Below are 17,136 nucleotides of genomic sequence, written 5' to 3' on the forward strand. Positions count from 1 at the left end.
AACGATCATGGTGATGATACATCCAATGATCGGCCGAAAATAACGCTTCCTATTGATCGCCGCTTTGCCATCTCTATACAATTTCGGCTGTCCGGAATTAAGCCAACCCAAGGGGAAGACACATGAGATCCACGCGTCTGACTGCCCTGCGTGAGCCCGGCCGCCGCATAGCCACCGTCACACTCGGTGCCGCCGTTGCGCTCGGCGTTCTCGTTACGCCCGCCCAGGCAGCGAGCTGGTCCAGCTCGCTGGCGGGCGCCGCCCCAGGCTTCGAATCCCGTCGCTGGTACGACTCCGGCGGTTCCACCAACATCAAGTTCACCGGCTGCACGGATAGTGGTAGCAACAGCGTGGTTAACGTCACCCTCCGGAAGGACACGGTTGGGCCGGACCCGTCCTACACTACGGCCGCTTTCACGAACTGCTTTAACAGCAGTTCGGCCACCTCGTCGGGTGATTGGTCCGACCACGGTTCAGGTGACTACTACTTCGCCGTCAACTACGGCGCCTCGGGCCTGCGCGTCTGGGTCAATTCGTTGACCGTAACGTACTAAACACTTCCCCTCCCGGGGGTGCACACATCGCGTGAACACCCTCGGGAGGCTCCCTTTTCCATCCATGAGGTAGCCCCCGTGCCGCTGCACTACCAGTCCTGCACCTTCCGCTACGGCCGCAGATCACGCCCGGTTCTCGACCGGCTCGACCTCGCGTTCTCGTCCGGCCACACCGTCCTTCTCGGCCCCAACGGCGCGGGCAAGAGCACCCTGCTCTCCGTCGGTGCCAGCGCCTCCCTCTCGCATGCGGGAGGCGTCCGATACGGGGACCTCGATCCGGCCAACCGCAAACAGGCGCGGGCCTACCGGACCAAGGTTTCCTGGCTTCCGCAGCGGCCCGGGTTCCTGCCGGGGCTCACATGCAGGGAGCATGTGGCGTACGTGGGCTGGCTCAAGGGCATGCGGGAGCGTGACGCCTGGCGAGCGGCACCGGAGGCGATCGAACGGGTCGGCCTCACCGAAAAGATCAACAACAAGATCAAGACCTTGTCCGGTGGCCAGCAGCAGCGGATCGCCATCGCGCAGGCGCTCGTACACGATGCCGAAGTACTGCTTCTCGACGAGCCGACCGTCGGGCTCGACCCCCATCAACGACGCCGCTTCCTGGACCTGTTGGTCTCGCTGCGCGGCAAGGTCCATGTGATCGTCTCCACGCACGACATCGGCGACCTGGACGATTCCTTCGACGAGGTCGTGGTCCTCGAATCGGGGAAACCCCGGTTCAGAGGAACAGTCGCGGAGTTCGACGGCCACGCCACCCCGGGCTGCGCGCCGGGCCGACGCCTGGAGAGCGCCTACGCGTCGCTCCTGGAGGCGGCCGAATGATCACCTGGGCCAATCTCCGCGCCTCGGCCGCCCCCTGGCTGGTGCTGCCCGTCCTGGTGTACGCCGGGCTGTACGTCAACGACGCCACCCACACCGCACCGTCGAAGTACGGAGTGCAGTCAGGTGAACTGGCCGCCTACGCCCTCGCGGTCATCGCCCCGGCGGTAGCCGGAGCCGCGGCATGGGAAGCCGGCCGCCACCGTCTGCTCGGCGCCTTGACCACCACCAGCCGACGCCGCGCCCTGCGCCGGCTCGTGCAGGCCGCCTCCCCGGTCCTGATCCTGCAAGCAGTCCTTGCCCTGGGGGCCCTCGTCATGGCCTACCAGGCCGTGGGCGTGTTGCCCGGGGGCGCCGGGTGGCTCGGTGTGGCGCACCTGATCGTGCTTCCTCTCGGCTGGCTGGTCATCGGCTGGTGCCTCGGGAGCGTCATGCCCAGGAGCATCGCGGCCCCCATTGCCGGAATCGCCTGCTGGGCGTGGCTGTCCATGCCGCACGCGATGCCCACGAACAGTTGGCTGCGTCACCTGGGCGGCTTCATCGACGGCCTCTCGTCCGTCACCGACGTACGCACCCCGGCGGTGTACCTGGTGCCGTGGGGCGTGGTCACCGGGCTGGCCCTCGCGTTCTGGATTCTGGCCCGGATGCGCCGACGCGCCTGGGCGGTGGTTCTTGCCTTCGCCGTGGCAGCGGCCACCTTCGCCACCGGGCGCACGCTGGTGGCCGACTGGGGTTTCCCACACCCGACAGAGGTACGTGACGTCGCCCTGACCTGTACCGGGCAGGAGCCCACGGTGTGCGTACCGCCGGAGTACGAGCCTTATGCCGAACAGTTGTGGCGAGACGCCCTCGCCCCGGTCAAAAGACTGAAGGCTGCGGGCATAGCCGCCCCCGACGAGCTGCGCATCACGTCGGCGAAGGTTCCGCTCAAGCCGGGCACCTGGCCGTTGCACTGGTCGCTGCCTCCACTCCGCAGCGGCCAGGACCCTGCCCAGCACGCCGCCGACTTCGCCGCCGACCTCGCGGAATCGGCGGTGACCGGGACAGCCGCACTCACCGGTGTCGACGACTGCCGACAGCCGGGTTCCCCTCCCGCAGCCTGGGCCGCCCTGGTGGCCGGAGTGGACGAACAGGCCGTACGAGCGGGAATGCCGGATACGGAATGGGCGGCACTCCAGAAGATTCGCGGGCTTCCTGCCGGGGAGCAGGCCGACTGGTTCACCAAGGCGGCCGTGAGCCAAGAGCGCTGCAACAAGGCCGTCTCATGAATCGCTACGCGCTTGTCGTACGCCGATGGTGGGCCGTCCCGGCAGCACTCGTCCTGCTCGTGGCGGTGTGCTGGACAGTCGGGGCGAGCGAGGTCCCCGTCCCGAGCCTTGCCGGCGGCATGGGCGGCGCCCAACTCGCCTACTTCACACCGGTCCTGATCGTCGTCGCCGTCATGTACTGCCTGGATCGACACCTGCACGAGGCGGAGACCACGGCGGTCCTGCACGTCCACCGGTTCGATCAGGGGGCGGTGGTCCTCGCCGTGGTCCTCGCACACGCGGCCGGACCGGTAGTGGGAATGGACGTCGCCCGCAACGTCACGCTGCTGCTGGCCCTCGCGCTTCTCACGCGCCGCATCGCCAACGAGGCCACAGCGGCAGCGGCAGGGCTGATGTTCCTGATCATCAACCTCATCCTCGGCCGCGCCTACAACCCGGACGGCCACACGACGCACACGTGGTGGGCGGTCGCCCTCTACCCGTCCAGCAGCATGGCCGCATGGCTGGCGGCGACCGCCCTGTTCGCCCTGGCGCTCCCGCTGGCATCCTCACGGGCTCGCGCCGCTCGCTGACGTCCCGAACCGGGCCTCTGGCAGGGGCAGCGTTACCGCTGCCAGAGGCCCGACCCGCGTACCCGCGACGAACTCCGCCCAGGCGGCAGCGGGGACGACGAGCGCGGGGCCGGCCTTGCGCTTGGAGTCGCGGATGCCTACATGGCCGGTGGGGGCGAGGTGGGCGACCTCGACGCAGTTGGTACCGATCTCCTGGCTGTACTAACTGATCATTTCAGAATGAGTTCGGCTCAGGGTCTTGGCAGTTGGGTTGGCGGGCGGCAGAGTTCTGCGAGTTGTCGGATGATCTTGTGCCTGATGATCTGTGGGAGCGTGTCGCCCCGCTGCTTCCTGCTCGACCGCCGAGGCGTCGGCGGTGTCCGGGCCAACTGCCGGCGGATGACCGTGCGGCTCTGCGCGGGATCGTCTATGCCCTGCGCACGGGGGTGACCTGGGCGGACGTGCCGACCGAGATGATCGGCTGTAGTGGGGTGACGTGTTGGCGGCGCCTGCGGGACTGGACCGGGGCCGGCGTACGGCCCCGCCTGCACGAAGTCCTCCTCTCGGAGCTCCGCAGGGCAGGTCTGTTGGACATGGACGACGCCGCGATCGACGGTTCGCACGTCAGAGCCCTCAAAGGGGGGCTCACGCCGGACCTTCGCCGGTCGACTGCGCACGTCCGGGCAGCAAGCACCACCTGATCACCGACCGCCACGGAGCACCTCGTGCGGTGTCATTGACCAGCGGAAACCGTCACGATGTCACCCAGTTCTTGCCCCTGCTGGACACGATCCCCCGAATCCGCGGTCTGGTGGGCCGGCCCCGTCACCGACCACGGCGGCTGTTCGCCGACCGCGGCTACGACTACGACAAGTACCGACGCCTTCTCCGCGCCCGTGGCATCACGCCAAAGACCGCCCGCAAGGGCACAGCCCACGGCTCCGGCCTCGGCAGGACCAGGTGGGTCATCGAGCGCACCTTCGCCTGCCTCCACCAGTTCAAACGCCTGCGGATCCGCTACGAGATACGAGCCGACCTCCACCTCGGACCACTCCAACTCGCCTGCAGCATCATCTGCTCGCGAAAACTCCGAACCTCATTCTGAAATGATCAGTAAGGCGACCGGTTGGCGAGCCGATGGTCATGGCGGAGCAGATCGCACACATCGTCAGCCTTGCGGAGAGCAAGCGGATCCGCGTACACGTGCTGCCGTCCGGGCTGGGCGCCTACCACCTGATGCAGGGCATGTTGACGTTGATGTGGTTCGAGGACCAGCCCCCAGTCGCCTATAGCGAAGGCGTGGGCGTCGGCAAGCTGCATGACTCTCCTGCCGTGGTCCAACGACTCCAAGGCGTCTACAGTCTCACCCTGGGCGACGCGCTACCGCTGAAGGAATCACTTGCCTTGCTGAAGGCCACAGCGAAGGATCACGAACAGCATGAATGACCACACCGTCTCGGACGCTCCCATACTGCGCGACTGGCGCAAGTCGTCCTACAGCGGCGTCGAAGCAGGCAGTTGCCTAGAAGTACTCGACAACCACCCCACCGGCGTCCCCGTCCGCGACTCCAAGACTCCCCACGCCCCCAGCCTCCTCTTCCCCCGGGCCGGCTGGTCGTCCTTCGTCGCCGCCATCAAGGACGCGGCGTCCCTCTAGGCCGACGTCCAACAGCCTCCCCCTCACCCCACCTCACCTCACCTCCCCGGGCTGACCCCCGCCACCATCACGCCGAGCAGCCGGTCCGCCTCCGCAGCCGCGTCGTGGTGGTGCTCCGTGGCCCAGGCGATGCCCGCGACCAGGGTGAGCAGGTCGGTGACGGTCAGGTCCGGTGCTGCCGCGCCGTCCTGTGCGGCGCGGCGCAGCAGGGGGGTGAGCGCTTCGGTGAACTTCGCCGCGCAGGCGCCGGCGTGTGCCGCGTCGGAGGTGAGGGGGGTGTCGGGGGCCAGTGCGGTGGCCAGGCCCCTGGCGGACGCGGCGTACGCGGTGAGGGCGCCCAGCCACTCCAGCAGCGCGGCCCGGGGGTCGGGGGCGTCGGCGAGTTCGTGGGCGCGGGTGCACAGGGCGTCGACCTGCTCGTGGAAGACCGCGTCCAGAAGTGCGCGGCGGCTGGGGAAGTGCCGGCGCACGGTGGCGGAGCCGACCCCCGCGACGCGCGCGATCCGCTCCAGGGAGGCGTCGGCGCCGCGCTCGGCGACCTCCGCCTCGGCCACGGCGAGGATGCGCGCGTAGTTGCGCCGGGCGTCCGCGCGCTGGACGGGCATGGCGTCATCTCCGAATTCGCTGAGGGGAGTTGCTAAGTGGCGGGGCCCTCCGTATCTTACCGACACAAGAAACGGCGGGCCCCGCCGTTTCGCGTCGCGCACTGCCCGAGGAGCCGCCATGCCCGCAGATGCCGTACCCACCGATCCCGCGCCCGTCCTGGTCACCGGCGCCACCGGTCGGCAGGGTGGCGCCACCGCCCGTGCCCTGCTCGCGGCGGGCGTCACCGTCCGGGCGCTGGTCCGCGATCCGGCGAGCGAGCGGGCGAAGGGCGCCGAAGCGCTCGGGGCCGAGCTGGTCACCGGCGACCTCGGTGACCGTGACTCCCTCGCCAGGGCCGCCGAAGGGGCCCGCGCCGTCTTCTCCGTACAGATGCCGGCGATGACCGGGGACGGTATCGACTACGCGGGCGAGCTGGCCCAGGCCGTCAACCTGATCGAGGCCGCCAAGGCGGTCGGCGTACCGCAGTTCGTGCAGACCACCACCTCCGGCGCCGGGCAGCACACCGAGGCTCCCGGATGGGCCGAGGGCCGCTGGGCACCGCTGGAGCCGTACTACGCGACCAAGGCGGGGATCCAGGACCGGGTGCGCGAGGCGGGGTTCGCACACTGGACGCTCATCAAGCCGGGCTTCTTCATGGACAACTTCCTGCCCGCCATGGCCTTCCTGTTCCCGCGTGGGATCGCGGGCGGCCTGGTGAGCGTCGTGAAGCCCGGGACCCACCTGTCCCTCGTCGCGGTCGGCGACATCGGCGCCACGGCCGCCGCCGCCATCGCCGCGCCGGAGCGGTTCGACAGGGTCGAGCTGGAGTTGGCGAGCGACCGTCTGACGATGACGGAGGTCGCGGCGGCCCTCTCCCGCGTCCTGGGTACGGAGCTGGCCGCGCCCGACATGACCGAGGAGGAGGCGACCGCCGCCGGGATGCCGGCGATGGGCGCCGCGCACGCGTTCATGAACGTGGCGGGCCAGCCGGCCCGCCCCGCGTGCGCGCGGGCCCTCGGTATCCCGCTCACCTCTTTCGAGGAGTGGGCACGGGATCATATGCGCGCCACCGCGTGACCGGTCCACGCCGCCTCCGCCTCTGGACACCCGAACGAACCGCCGGGTAACTTGGGCTGAGCAAGCGCTTAATCGAATGCTCCGGCCAGTCGTGAACCGCAGGAGGTTTTCCCGTGCGCCGTACCGTTTACAACGAGGACCACGAGGCGTTCCGGGAGACCATACGCGCCTTCATCGAGGCCGAGGTCGTCCCCGTGTACGACGAGTGGTACGCGGCGGGGCAGGCGCCCCGCGACTTCTACTACACCCTTGGTGAGCTGGGCATCTTCGGGATCGAGGTGCCCGAGGAGTACGGCGGCGCGGGCGAGGAGTCCTTCAAGTTCCAGTCCGTGATCACCGAGGAGTGCGCCCGCGCCGGTGTCTCCTTCGGAGGGTCGGGCGTGCACGTCGCGCTCTGTCTGCCGTATCTGAAGGCGTACGCCACCGACGAGCAGAAGAAGCGCTGGCTGCCCGACTTCGTCAGCGGCCGGACGATGTACGCGATCGCCATGACCGAGCCGGGCACCGGCTCCGACCTGGCCGGGATGAAGACCACCGCCAAGCTCTCCGAGGACGGCACGCACTACGTCCTGAACGGCGCGAAGACCTTCATCACCGGCGGCGTCCACGCGGACCGCGTCATCGTCTGCGCCCGGACCGCCGCGCCGACGCCCGAGGACCGGCGGTACGGGATCTCGCTGCTGGTCGTGGACACGAAGGCGGAGGGGTACGCGGTCGGCCGCAAGCTCGACAAGCTGGGCCTGAGGACCTCCGACACCGCCGAGCTGTCCTTCACCGACGTGAAGGTGCCGGTCGGGGATCTGCTCGGCGAGGAGAACAAGGGCTTCTCCTACCTCGGCCAGAACCTGCCGCAGGAGCGGCTCGGCATCGCGGTCGGGGCGTACGCGCAGGCCGCCGCCGCGATCCGGTTCGCGCAGGCGTACGTGCAGGACCGTACGGTCTTCGGCAAGAGCGTCGCGTCCTTCCAGAACACCAAGTTCGAACTGGCCGCCTGCAAGGCGGAGGTGGACGCGGCGGAGGCCGTCGTGGACCGCGCGCTGGAGGCGCACGACCTGGGCGAGCTGTCCGCCGCCGAGGCCGCCTCGGCGAAGCTCTTCACCACCGAGGTCGCGCACCGCGTGATCGACAAGTGCCTCCAGCTCCACGGCGGCTACGGCTACATGAACGAGTACCCGATCGCCCGCCTGTACGCGGACAACCGCGTCAACCGGATCTACGGCGGCACCAGCGAGGTCATGAAGATGATCATCGCCAAGTCGATGGGGCTGTAAGCCGCACCGATGAACGACGCCCCGGACACCGCCGACGCCCTCGGCACCCTGCTCGGTCTGCTCGACCTGGAGCGGATCGAGCGGGACATCTTCCGCGGGCGGAGTTCCTCCGCGTCCGCGGTCGTCCCGCGCGTCTTCGGCGGGCAGGTCGCCGCCCAGGCGCTGGTGGCCGCGGGCCGTACGGTCCCCGCCGACCGTACGGCCCACTCCCTGCACGCGTACTTCCTGCGGCCGGGCGACCCCGGCGCTCCGATCGTCTACACCGTCGACCGGATCAGGGACGGGCGCTCCTTCACCACGCGGCGGGTCGTCGCCGTCCAGCACGGCCGGCCGATCTTCCATCTCTCCGCCTCCTTCCAGATGTACGAGGAGGGCCTGGAGCACCAGACGGAGATGCCGGAGGCGCCGGATCCGGAGACGCTGCCGACCGGGGCTGAGCTGCTGCCCCGGTACGCCGACCGGTTCGTCGACCCGGGGGTGGTGGACCGGCTGCTGGAGGCGCGCGCGGCGGTCGATCTGCGCTATGTGGACGCGCCGCCGTACGCCGGTGTGGGGGAGCCGCGCGAGCCGCGCTCCCAGGTGTGGTTCCGTACGGCGGGAAAACTGGCCGACGATCCCCTGCTGCACGTCTGTCTGGCGACCTACGTCTCCGACATGACGCTGCTCGACTCGGTGCTGCTGGCCCACGGGCGGGGCGGCTGGACGGTCGGTGACGTGGTGGGGGCGAGCCTGGACCACGCGATGTGGTTCCACCGGCCGTTCCGGGCGGACGAGTGGCTGCTGTACGACCAGCAGTCCCCGTCGTCGTCGGGCGGGCGCGGGCTGGGGCAGGCGCGGATCTTCACCCGGGACGGCAGGCTGGCGATCTCGGTGATCCAGGAGGGCGTGATCCGGGTACCGCGCGACTGAGCCGGCCGTCCCGCTCCGGGGGCGGCGGCGCCGTCAGAGCAGCCCCGCCGCGTTGCGCAGGTACGCGGTCATCGGGTCGTAGAAGCGCGGGTCGGTGACGTGGTCGTCCAGCGGGATCGTCACGCTGAGCGTGCCCTCCGCCTCGCCGAGGAAGAGCGCGGGGTCGTTGCAGTCCGCGTACCCCATCGAATCGAGGCCGCGCTGCCCCGCGCACCCGGCCCAGCCGTGGTCCGCGACCACCAGGTCCGGCTGCGGTCTGCCGTCGCGCTCCAGACCGTCCAGGATCGCCCGCATCGGCTCCGGCGAGTGCGTGTGCCACAGCGTCGCGCCGCGCTCCAGCACCGCGACGTCGGCGAACTGGAAGACCATGCCCTCGTCCGCCGTGAGCCCGGCGGGGATCGTCACGATCTCGCAGCCCGCGGCCCGCAGGGCGTCGGCGGTCTGCCGGTGCACGTCCAGCAGCCCGCCCGGGTGGCCGGTCGCGAAGAGGACGCGCTCCTGGGCGTCGGCGGCCTTGCGCAGCCGCGCGGCCATCCGCTCCAGGCCGTCCACGGTCAGCTCGGGGTCGATGGTGTCCTGGCCGACGCGGTGCTCCGGGTCGTCGCTCACACCGCAGCGTTCGGCCATCACGGCGAGCACGTCCTGCTCGTCGGTCCAGCGGTCGCCCAGCTCCAGGCCCAGCCAGTAGTGGCGGTCGCCGTTGGCGAGCTTGCGGTAGTGGCGGAGGTTGTTGTCGCGGGGCGTGGCGACGTTGCCCGCGATGCGCGTACGGACGAGATGGTCGACGAGGGCGGGGCGGCTCGGTATCGGCATGTGCCCATTGTGCCGTCAGGCCCGCGCGGCGCGCCGGGTGTCCCGCCCCCCGGGACGAACTTCCCCGGGGGGCGGTCCGGCGGGACCCCGGTGCCGTGCGGCTCGCGGGCAGTGGTCCACTGTGCGTACGTCGGTACGTCCGACGTCCGTCCCACCTCAACCGGGAGTGTCCTGTGGCAGCTTCACCCGATCTCGGCCGTCCGCTGGAGCCGTTCGCCCTGCCGGGCGGTGTGTTCGACGGCGACACCTTCGTACGACGGGAGTACCGGCTCGAAGAACGGCAGGGGCACCCGCTGGTCATCGCCTTCTACCCCGGGGACGACACCACCGTCTGCACCAAGCAGCTCTGCTCGTACTCCAGCGGCCTGGAGACGTTCACGGAGCTGGGGGCCGAGGTCTGGGGCATCAGCCCGCAGGACGTCGACAGCCATGAGACCTTCGCGCGCAAGCACGACCTGCGGATTCCGCTGCTCGCCGACACCGACCGGTCGGTCGCGAAGGCGTTCGGGGTGGCCGCGCCCGGCATCGGGGTGCGCCGGTCGGTGTTCCTCGTCGCGCCGGACGGCTCGCTGCACTGGAAGCATGTCGCGCTGCTCGGGATGACCTTCCAGCCCGTGGAGACCCTGGCCAGGGAGTTGTCGGGGCTCAGGACCGCCTGAACCGCAGCACCGGGTCCCCGGCGCCCGCGTCGCCTTCGCCGCCCGCGTCGCCCTCGTCGCCCAGCGCGGCGAAGGCGCCGTGGGCCAGCCGGCGCAGCAGCGCCTCCGTCTTGGCGCGGCCCGGCAGGCTGCCGCCGTACGAGCCGAGGTGCGGCGTCGAGTTGAGCAGCCCGAAGACGGCGTGCACGGCGCCGCGCGCCTGCGCCTCCGGGACGCGCGGGTACAGCTCCCGTACGACCGTGACCCACAGCTCCACGTACTGCCGCTGGAGCTGACGCACCAGCTTGCGGTCGCTGTCCCTGAGCCGGTCCAGCTCGCGGTCGTGGAGGGTGATCAGCGGACGGTCGTCCAGCGCGAAGTCGATGTGCCCGTCGATCAGCGAGGACAGCAGCGCGGCCGGGTCCCTGGTCCTGCCGCCCACGCCCTGCCCCGTGAGCCCGTCCGCCTCCGTAGCCCCGTCGGCCCCTACCGCCCCGTTCGCCTCGCGGACCCGTAGCCTGCCGCCGTCCAGCAGCCGGCCGCTGATGCCGACCAGCAGCTCGGCGAGCATCGCGTCCTTGCCCGCGAAATGGCGGTACAGGCCCGGCCCGCTGATACCGACCGCCGCCCCTATCTCGTCGACGCCCACGCCGTGGAAGCCACGCTCGGCGAAGAGGCGCGCGGCCTGCTTGAGGATCTGTTCGCGGCGGGTCGGGGCGGCGGTCCGGGTGCTCATGGGAAATCATTCTAGACAGGGTCGTTAGCGATCGTTAACCTGAACGAGTGAGGTTAACGCTCACTAACGTCTGGGCAGAAACCCTTGCGGGTGGGACACACCCGGGCCGGAGCAAGGCCGGAGCAAGGGAGCTACCAGCGATGCAGCAGCCGACCAGGCAGGTGAACGGGCAGGTGAGCGGGGAGACTGCGGGTGCCACGGCGGTACGGGAGGCCGTGCGGCCGGCGGTGCAGCGGGCCCCCGTGCTGACCAGCTCCGCCGACCCGGCGTCCGCGGTCTGGAAGGCCAACGAGGTGGCCCACGGCGCGCTGGCCGACGCGCTGCGCGCCCGGCTCGGCGCGGCGCGGCTGGGCGGCGGCGAGAAGGCCCGCGCCCGGCACACCGCGCGCGGGAAGCTGCTGCCGCGCGACCGGGTGGACGCACTCCTCGACCCCGGCTCGCCCTTCCTGGAGCTGGCGCCGCTCGCGGCCGAGGGGATGTACGGAGGGGCCGCCCCGGCCGCCGGGGTGATCGCCGGGATCGGCCGGGTCAGCGGCCGTGAGGTGGTGATCGTCGCCAATGACGCGACGGTCAAGGGCGGCACGTACTACCCCATGACGGTGAAGAAGCATCTGCGCGCCCAGGAGGTGGCCCTGGAGAACCGGCTGCCGTGCCTCTATCTCGTCGACTCGGGCGGCGCCTTCCTCCCGCTCCAGGACGAGGTCTTCCCGGACCGGGAGCACTTCGGCCGGATCTTCTACAACCAGGCCAGGATGTCCGGGGCCGGCATCCCGCAGATCGCCGCCGTCCTCGGCTCCTGCACGGCGGGCGGGGCGTACGTCCCGGCGATGAGCGACGAGGCGGTGATCGTGCGCGGGCAGGGCACGATCTTCCTGGGCGGCCCGCCGCTGGTGAAGGCGGCGACGGGCGAGGTGGTCACGGCCGAGGAGCTGGGCGGCGGCGAGGTCCACTCCCGTACGTCCGGGGTGACGGACCATCTCGCGGAGGACGACGCGCACGCGCTGCGGATCGTCCGCACCATCGTCTCGACGCTGCCCGCGCGCGGGGCGCTCCCCTGGTCCGTCGAGCCGGTCGAGGAGCCCGCGGTGGACCCTGCCGGGCTGTACGGCGCGGTGCCGGTGGATTCCCGTACGCCCTACGACGTGCGGGAGGTGATCGCGCGGGTGGTGGACGGCTCGCGGTTCGCCGAGTTCAAGGCCGAGTTCGGTACGACGCTGGTGACGGGGTTCGCGCACATCCACGGCCACCCGGTCGGGATCGTCGCCAACAACGGCATCCTGTTCTCCGAGTCCGCCCAGAAGGGCGCGCACTTCATCGAGCTGTGCGACCAGCGCGGCATCCCGCTGCTCTTCCTCCAGAACATCTCGGGCTTCATGGTCGGCCGGGACTACGAGGCGGGCGGCATCGCCAAGCACGGCGCGAAGATGGTGACGGCGGTGGCCTGCGCGCGGGTGCCGAAGCTGACGGTCGTGGTCGGCGGGTCGTACGGGGCGGGCAACTACTCGATGTGCGGCCGGGCCTACTCCCCCCGCTTCCTGTGGATGTGGCCCAACGCCAAGATCTCCGTGATGGGCGGCGAGCAGGCAGCCTCCGTCCTCGCCACGGTGAAGCGGGACCAGATCGAGGCGCGCGGCGAGGAGTGGGGTGCCGAGGACGAGGAGGCGTTCAAGGACCCGATCCGCGCGCAGTACGAGACCCAGGGCAACGCCTACTACGCGACGGCGCGCCTCTGGGACGACGGCGTGATCGACCCGCTGGAGACCCGTCAGGTCGTGGGTCTCGCCCTGACCGCGTGTGCCAACGCCCCGCTGGGCGAAGCGGGCTTCGGCGTCTTCCGGATGTGAGAGGGCGATGGTGAGGGTGGGAGCGGGAATGTTCGACACGGTCCTGGTGGCCAATCGCGGCGAGATCGCGGTCCGCGTGATCCGTACGCTGCGCGCCCTCGGCGTGCGCTCGGTCGCGGTCTTCAGCGACGCGGACGCGGACGCGCGCCATGTGCGCGAGGCGGACACGGCGGTACGGATCGGCCCGGCGGCGGCGTCGGAGAGCTATCTCCGCGCCGACCGGCTGCTCGAAGCGGCGGCGCGTACGGGCGCGGAGGCGGTCCACCCGGGGTACGGCTTCCTCTCGGAGAACGCGGCGTTCGCGCGGGCCTGCGCGGACGCGGGGCTGGTCTTCATCGGGCCGCCCGCCGCCGCGATCGAGCTGATGGGCGACAAGATCCGTGCGAAGGAGACCGTACGGGCGGCGGGCGTCCCGGTGGTGCCGGGCTCCTCGGGCAGCGGGCTGACGGACGCCCAACTGACCGAGGCGGCGGCCCGGATCGGGATGCCGGTGCTGCTGAAGCCGTCGGCGGGCGGCGGCGGCAAGGGCATGCGGCTGGTGCGCGCGGAGGCGGTGCTCGCCGAGGAGATCGCGGCGGCGCGGCGCGAGGCGCGCTCCTCCTTCGGGGACGACACGCTGCTGCTGGAGCGGTGGGTGGACCGGCCGCGCCATATCGAGATCCAGGTCCTCGGCGACACGTACGGGAACGTGGTCCATCTGGGCGAGCGCGAGTGCTCGCTCCAGCGGCGCCACCAGAAGGTCGTGGAGGAGGCGCCGTCCGTCCTGCTGGACGGGGCGACGCGGGCGGCGATGGGCGAGGCGGCGGTGCGGGCGGCGCGCTCGTGCGGCTACGCGGGGGCGGGGACGGTGGAGTTCATCGTCCCGGGCGACGACCCCTCGTCGTACTTCTTCATGGAGATGAACACCCGCCTCCAGGTCGAGCATCCGGTCACGGAGCTGATCACCGGCCTCGACCTGGTGGAGTGGCAGCTCCGGGTGGCCGCCGGGGAGGAACTTCCCCTCACCCAGGACGACATCACCTTCACCGGACACGCGGTGGAGGCCCGGATCTACGCGGAGACGGTCTCCGTGAAGGAGGGCAGCCGGGGCTTCCTGCCCTCCGGGGGCACGGTGCTGGCGCTGCGCGAGCCGCAGGGCGGCGGCGTACGGACGGACTCCGGCCTGGCGGTCGGCACGGAGGTCGGCAGTACGTACGACCCGATGCTGTCGAAGGTCGTCGCCCACGGCCCGGACCGCGCCACCGCGCTGCGCACCCTGCGGGCGGCCCTCGCGGACACGGTCACGCTCGGCGTCCCGACGAACGCCGGGTTCCTGCGCCGGCTGCTGGCCCATCCGTCGGTGGTCGCGGGCGAGCTGGACACGGGGCTGGTGGAACGCGAGATGGCCGGCCTGGTGCCCGACGGGGTCCCGCCGGAGGTGTACGCGGCGGCGGCGGCCGTCCGCCAGGCGGAGCTGGAGCCGGGGGCGGCGGCGGGATCGGGAGCCGCCCCGGGGTGGGTGGATCCCTTCTCCGTGCCGAGCGGCTGGCGGCTGGGCGGCGCGCCCGCCCCTGTACGGCACGCGCTGCGTATCGCGGGACTGGAACCCGTCACTCAGGAGATCGCGCCCTCGGACGGGTTCCGGGTGGAGCCCGGTCTCGTCACCGTCACCCTGGACGGCGTGACGCACACCTTCCACCGGGCGGGGCGGTGGCTCGGCAGGGACGGCGAGAGCTGGCACGTACAGGACTTCGACCCGGTGGAGGCGGCGCTGCGCGGCGCCGGGGCGGGCGCCGGCGTGGACGCGCTGACCGCGCCGATGCCGGGGACGGTCACCGTCGTGAAGGTGGGCGTCGGGGACGCGGTCGTGGCGGGGCAGAGTCTGCTGGTCGTGGAGGCGATGAAGATGGAGCACGTCATCTCCGCCCCGCACGACGGCACGGTCGCCGAGCTGGATGTCACGCCCGGCTCCACCGTCGCCATGGACCAGGTGCTGGCCGTGGTCACCCCGGCCGAACCGCCCGCGACACGGCCGCCCCGGGAGCCGGCCCCCGAGCCGGGCGACGCCACCCCCGCACCCGCCGTACCCCTCACACCTGCCGCACCCGCCGTACCCGCGCCGTCCGGCACACAGTCCGGCACACAGGAGGAGTCATGACGGACGGACTGCCCATGGCCGTTCCCGCGCAGGGGCTGCCGCCCCGGGTCCGTATCCACGAGGTGGGGGCGCGGGACGGGCTCCAGAACGAGAAGGCCGTCGTACCGACCGAGGTGAAGGCCGAGTTCATCCACCGGCTCGCGCACGCCGGGCTGACCACCGTCGAGGCCACCAGCTTCGTCCACCCCAAGTGGGTCCCCCAACTGGCCGACGCCGAGGCGCTCTTCCCCCTGGTGGCGGATCTCCAGGGCGAGGTGGCGCTGCCGGTCCTCGTGCCGAACGGGCGCGGCCTGGACCGCGCGCTGGCGCTCGGGGCCCGCCGGGTCGCCGTGTTCGCCAGCGCCACCGAGTCCTTCGCCCGGGCCAACCTCAACCGGACCGTGGACGAATCGCTCGCCATGTTCGCGCCGGTCGTCGCCCGCGCCCGGGACGAGCGGATGCACGTCCGCGGCTACCTCTCCATGTGCTTCGGCGATCCGTGGGAGGGCCCCGTCCCGGTCCATCAGGTCGTCACCGTCGCCAAGGCGCTCATGGACCTGGGGTGCGACGAGCTGAGCCTCGGCGACACCATCGGGGTCGCCACCCCCGGCCATGTCCAGGCGCTGCTGGCCGAGTTGAACGAGGAGGGCGTGGCGACCAGCGCCCTCGGCGTGCACTTCCACGACACCTACGGCCAGGCGCTCGCCAACACCCTGGCCGCGCTCCAGCACGGCGTGACGACGGTGGACGCGTCGGCGGGCGGGCTGGGCGGCTGCCCCTTCGCGAAGAGCGCCACCGGGAATCTCGCCACCGAGGATCTCGTGTGGATGCTCGACGGCCTCGGGGTGGAGACCGGCGTCGATCTCGGCCGGCTCGCGGACACCAGCATCTGGCTGGCCGGGGAGCTGGGCCGCCCCAGCCCCTCCCGTACCGTCCGCGCGCTGTCGGGCCGGACGGCGTCCGCCCCGGCCCAGGCCCCCGCGTCCCGGCCCGCGTCCCAGCCCCCCATGGCCCAGCCTCCCAAGGAGTGACCCGATGTCCCTGGACCACCGCCTCTCCGTCGAGCACGAACAACTGCGCAGCACCGTCGAGGAGTTCGCCCGCGAGGTGGTCGCGCCCAAGATCGGCGACTTCTACGAGCGGCACGAGTTCCCGTACGAGATCGTCCGCGAGATGGGGCGGATGGGGCTGTTCGGGCTGCCGTTCCCGGAGGAGTACGGCGGCATGGGCGGCGACTATCTCGCGCTCGGGATCGCCCTGGAGGAGCTGGCGCGCGTCGACTCGTCCGTGGCGATCACCCTGGAGGCCGGGGTCTCGCTGGGCGCCATGCCCGTGTACCGGTTCGGCACGGAGGAGCAGAAGCTCGCGTGGCTGCCCCGGCTCTGCTCGGGCGAGCTGCTGGGCGCGTTCGGGCTGACCGAGCCCGACTGCGGTTCCGACGCGGGAGGTACGCGCACCACGGCCGTGCGCGACGGCGACACCTGGGTGATCAACGGCACCAAGTGCTTCATCACCAACTCGGGGACGGACATCACGGGCCTGGTGACCGTCACCGCCGTCACCGGCCGCAAGGCGGACGGGCGTCCGGAGATCTCCGCGATCATCGTCCCGTCCGGTACCCCCGGCTTCACGGTCGCCGCCCCGTACTCCAAGGTCGGGTGGAACGCCTCGGACACCCGCGAGCTGTCCTTCTCCGACGTACGGGTCCCGCTGGCGAACCTGCTCGGCGAGGAGGGCCGTGGATACGCCCAGTTCCTGCGGATCCTGGACGAGGGCAGGATCGCGATCTCCGCGCTGGCGACGGGGCTCGCCCAGGGGTGTGTGGACGAGTCGGTGAGGTACGCCCGGGAGCGGCACGCCTTCGGCCGGCCGATCGGCGCCAACCAGGCGATCCAGTTCAAGATCGCGGACATGGAGACGCGGGCGCACATGGCGCGCATCGGCTGGCGGGACGCGGCCTCGCGGCTGACGCACGGGGAGCCGTTCAAGAAGGAGGCGGCGATCGCGAAGCTGTACTCGTCGACGGTCGCCGTGGACAACGCCCGTGACGCCACCCAGATCCACGGCGGTTACGGCTTCATGAACGAGTATCCGGTGGCCCGGATGTGGCGCGACTCCAAGATCCTGGAGATCGGCGAGGGGACGAGCGAGGTCCAGCGGATGCTCATCGCGCGCGAACTGGGCCTGCCGGACTGATACAGGCGGGGGCCGGCCGACCGGCCCCCTGCTTTTCCGCGTCCGGGTGCCGGACGCACCCTGGGATACTCGGTGAGGTTAGGCTAACCTACCTTCGAA

General features: G+C 71.2%; 17 protein-coding genes and 2 pseudogenes. 15 read left to right on the forward strand and 4 right to left on the reverse strand.

Annotation, left to right across the window (positions count from 1 at the left end):
- The first annotated feature begins 122 nt into the window (after nucleotides 1-122).
- The 4 genes from ACIO3P_RS04930 (at nucleotide 123) to ACIO3P_RS04945 (ending at nucleotide 3,216) form a co-directional block, all read left to right on the forward strand.
- The gene (locus ACIO3P_RS04930) at nucleotides 123-554 is read left to right on the forward strand and encodes a hypothetical protein (protein ID WP_401855071.1); all 432 of its coding nucleotides are present in this window, start codon (nucleotides 123-125) and stop codon (nucleotides 552-554) included.
- Between the two features lie 78 nt (nucleotides 555-632).
- Entirely contained in the window at nucleotides 633-1,379 is a 747-nt protein-coding gene (locus ACIO3P_RS04935; RefSeq protein WP_401855073.1) for an ABC transporter ATP-binding protein, read from the forward strand.
- Nucleotides 1,376-2,644 carry a hypothetical protein gene (locus tag ACIO3P_RS04940; protein WP_401855075.1) on the forward strand — a complete coding sequence of 423 codons (1,269 nt, stop codon included), beginning with the start codon at nucleotides 1,376-1,378 and terminating at the stop codon, nucleotides 2,642-2,644. Before ACIO3P_RS04935 ends, ACIO3P_RS04940 begins: the two co-directional genes overlap by 4 nt.
- On the forward strand, nucleotides 2,641-3,216 hold the full coding sequence (locus ACIO3P_RS04945; RefSeq protein WP_401855078.1) for a hypothetical protein: 576 nt from the start codon (nucleotides 2,641-2,643) through the stop codon (nucleotides 3,214-3,216). The genes ACIO3P_RS04940 and ACIO3P_RS04945 overlap by 4 nt, the downstream gene beginning before the upstream one ends.
- On the opposite strand, the gene ACIO3P_RS04950 is transcribed toward ACIO3P_RS04945, so the two are convergent.
- A complete protein-coding gene (locus ACIO3P_RS04950; RefSeq protein ID WP_401855285.1) occupies nucleotides 3,193-3,405 on the reverse strand; it encodes a DUF397 domain-containing protein in 213 nt (70 codons plus the stop codon). The genes ACIO3P_RS04945 and ACIO3P_RS04950 overlap by 24 nt on opposite strands.
- An 86-nt stretch (nucleotides 3,406-3,491) precedes the next feature.
- On the opposite strand from ACIO3P_RS04950, the gene ACIO3P_RS04955 reads away from it, so the two are divergent.
- From ACIO3P_RS04955 to ACIO3P_RS04965, 3 genes and pseudogenes are all read left to right on the forward strand, one after another.
- Nucleotides 3,492-4,300 (forward strand): IS5 family transposase gene (locus tag ACIO3P_RS04955; RefSeq protein ID WP_401855286.1). Its coding sequence is split into 2 segments (ribosomal slippage): nucleotides 3,492-3,831 and nucleotides 3,831-4,300, totalling 810 coding nucleotides; the frame shifts between segments, so codons are not numbered across the junction.
- 8 nt (nucleotides 4,301-4,308) lie between these two features.
- Nucleotides 4,309-4,641 (forward strand): annotated as a pseudogene (locus ACIO3P_RS04960) (Scr1 family TA system antitoxin-like transcriptional regulator); the annotation flags it as partial.
- Entirely contained in the window at nucleotides 4,634-4,852 is a 219-nt protein-coding gene (locus ACIO3P_RS04965; RefSeq protein ID WP_401855080.1) for a DUF397 domain-containing protein, read from the forward strand. The pseudogene ACIO3P_RS04960 and the gene ACIO3P_RS04965, both read left to right, overlap by 8 nt.
- 38 nt (nucleotides 4,853-4,890) lie before the next feature.
- On the opposite strand, the gene ACIO3P_RS04970 is transcribed toward ACIO3P_RS04965, so the two are convergent.
- Nucleotides 4,891-5,457: a TetR/AcrR family transcriptional regulator gene (locus tag ACIO3P_RS04970; protein WP_401855082.1), complete on the reverse strand. Its 567-nt coding sequence runs from the start codon at nucleotides 5,455-5,457 to the stop codon at nucleotides 4,891-4,893.
- 118 nt (nucleotides 5,458-5,575) lie between these two features.
- Here ACIO3P_RS04970 and ACIO3P_RS04975 point away from each other — a divergent pair, with 118 nt between their 5' ends.
- The 3 genes from ACIO3P_RS04975 (at nucleotide 5,576) to tesB (ending at nucleotide 8,694) form a co-directional block, all read left to right on the forward strand.
- Complete coding sequence (locus ACIO3P_RS04975) at nucleotides 5,576-6,514, forward strand: NmrA family NAD(P)-binding protein (RefSeq protein WP_401855084.1); 939 nt, start codon at nucleotides 5,576-5,578, stop codon at nucleotides 6,512-6,514.
- A gap of 113 nt (nucleotides 6,515-6,627) precedes the next feature.
- On the forward strand, nucleotides 6,628-7,785 hold the full coding sequence (locus ACIO3P_RS04980; RefSeq protein ID WP_329826970.1) for an acyl-CoA dehydrogenase family protein: 1,158 nt from the start codon (nucleotides 6,628-6,630) through the stop codon (nucleotides 7,783-7,785).
- A 9-nt stretch (nucleotides 7,786-7,794) separates the two neighbouring features.
- Nucleotides 7,795-8,694, forward strand: a complete 900-nt coding sequence (gene tesB, locus ACIO3P_RS04985; protein ID WP_329826969.1) for an acyl-CoA thioesterase II — start codon at nucleotides 7,795-7,797, stop codon at nucleotides 8,692-8,694.
- A gap of 33 nt (nucleotides 8,695-8,727) precedes the next feature.
- Here tesB and ACIO3P_RS04990 read toward each other — a convergent pair whose 3' ends face one another.
- Nucleotides 8,728-9,507, reverse strand: coding sequence for a phosphatase (locus ACIO3P_RS04990; RefSeq protein WP_401855086.1), 780 nt, complete (start codon nucleotides 9,505-9,507; stop codon nucleotides 8,728-8,730).
- A 173-nt stretch (nucleotides 9,508-9,680) separates the two neighbouring features.
- Between ACIO3P_RS04990 and ACIO3P_RS04995 the strand changes: the two genes are divergently transcribed.
- On the forward strand, nucleotides 9,681-10,166 hold the full coding sequence (locus tag ACIO3P_RS04995) for a peroxiredoxin (RefSeq protein ID WP_329826967.1): 486 nt from the start codon (nucleotides 9,681-9,683) through the stop codon (nucleotides 10,164-10,166).
- Between the two features lie 55 nt (nucleotides 10,167-10,221).
- Here ACIO3P_RS04995 and ACIO3P_RS05000 read toward each other — a convergent pair.
- A pseudogene (locus tag ACIO3P_RS05000) lies at nucleotides 10,222-10,881 on the reverse strand (TetR/AcrR family transcriptional regulator); the annotation flags it as partial.
- 227 nt (nucleotides 10,882-11,108) lie between these two features.
- Here ACIO3P_RS05000 and ACIO3P_RS05005 point away from each other — a divergent pair.
- The 4 genes from ACIO3P_RS05005 to ACIO3P_RS05020 are packed head-to-tail and all read left to right on the forward strand — an operon-like array spanning nucleotide 11,109 to nucleotide 17,037.
- A complete protein-coding gene (locus tag ACIO3P_RS05005) occupies nucleotides 11,109-12,725 on the forward strand; it encodes a carboxyl transferase domain-containing protein (RefSeq protein WP_401855288.1) in 1,617 nt (538 codons plus the stop codon).
- A gap of 28 nt (nucleotides 12,726-12,753) precedes the next feature.
- On the forward strand, nucleotides 12,754-14,862 hold the full coding sequence (locus ACIO3P_RS05010) for a biotin carboxylase N-terminal domain-containing protein (protein WP_401855088.1): 2,109 nt from the start codon (nucleotides 12,754-12,756) through the stop codon (nucleotides 14,860-14,862).
- A complete protein-coding gene (locus ACIO3P_RS05015) occupies nucleotides 14,859-15,872 on the forward strand; it encodes a hydroxymethylglutaryl-CoA lyase (protein ID WP_401855090.1) in 1,014 nt (337 codons plus the stop codon). The genes ACIO3P_RS05010 and ACIO3P_RS05015 overlap by 4 nt, the downstream gene beginning before the upstream one ends.
- Nucleotides 15,873-15,876: 4 nt before the next feature.
- The gene (locus tag ACIO3P_RS05020) at nucleotides 15,877-17,037 is read left to right on the forward strand and encodes an acyl-CoA dehydrogenase family protein (protein ID WP_401794291.1); all 1,161 of its coding nucleotides are present in this window, start codon (nucleotides 15,877-15,879) and stop codon (nucleotides 17,035-17,037) included.
- Nucleotides 17,038-17,136 lie beyond the last annotated feature (99 nt).

Origin of the sequence: Streptomyces sp. NPDC087310, from assembly GCF_044744405.1 — a bacterium.
In the GTDB taxonomy this organism is placed as follows: Bacteria; Actinomycetota; Actinomycetes; order Streptomycetales; family Streptomycetaceae; genus Streptomyces.

What these genes read in the sequence shown, in the direction of transcription:
- tesB (WP_329826969.1), top strand. Translation starts at nt 7,795, where the DNA reads ATGAACGACGCCCCGGACACCGCCGACGCCCTCGGCACCCTGCTCGGT.
- ACIO3P_RS04990 (WP_401855086.1), bottom strand. Translation starts at nt 9,507, where the DNA reads ATGCCGATACCGAGCCGCCCCGCCCTCGTCGACCATCTCGTCCGTACG.
- ACIO3P_RS05010 (WP_401855088.1), top strand. Translation starts at nt 12,754, where the DNA reads ATGTTCGACACGGTCCTGGTGGCCAATCGCGGCGAGATCGCGGTCCGC.
- ACIO3P_RS04940 (WP_401855075.1), top strand. Translation starts at nt 1,376, where the DNA reads ATGATCACCTGGGCCAATCTCCGCGCCTCGGCCGCCCCCTGGCTGGTG.
- ACIO3P_RS04970 (WP_401855082.1), bottom strand. Translation starts at nt 5,457, where the DNA reads ATGCCCGTCCAGCGCGCGGACGCCCGGCGCAACTACGCGCGCATCCTC.
- ACIO3P_RS04930 (WP_401855071.1), top strand. Translation starts at nt 123, where the DNA reads ATGAGATCCACGCGTCTGACTGCCCTGCGTGAGCCCGGCCGCCGCATA.
- ACIO3P_RS04945 (WP_401855078.1), top strand. Translation starts at nt 2,641, where the DNA reads ATGAATCGCTACGCGCTTGTCGTACGCCGATGGTGGGCCGTCCCGGCA.
- ACIO3P_RS04965 (WP_401855080.1), top strand. Translation starts at nt 4,634, where the DNA reads ATGAATGACCACACCGTCTCGGACGCTCCCATACTGCGCGACTGGCGC.
- ACIO3P_RS05015 (WP_401855090.1), top strand. Translation starts at nt 14,859, where the DNA reads ATGACGGACGGACTGCCCATGGCCGTTCCCGCGCAGGGGCTGCCGCCC.
- ACIO3P_RS04975 (WP_401855084.1), top strand. Translation starts at nt 5,576, where the DNA reads ATGCCCGCAGATGCCGTACCCACCGATCCCGCGCCCGTCCTGGTCACC.
- ACIO3P_RS05020 (WP_401794291.1), top strand. Translation starts at nt 15,877, where the DNA reads ATGTCCCTGGACCACCGCCTCTCCGTCGAGCACGAACAACTGCGCAGC.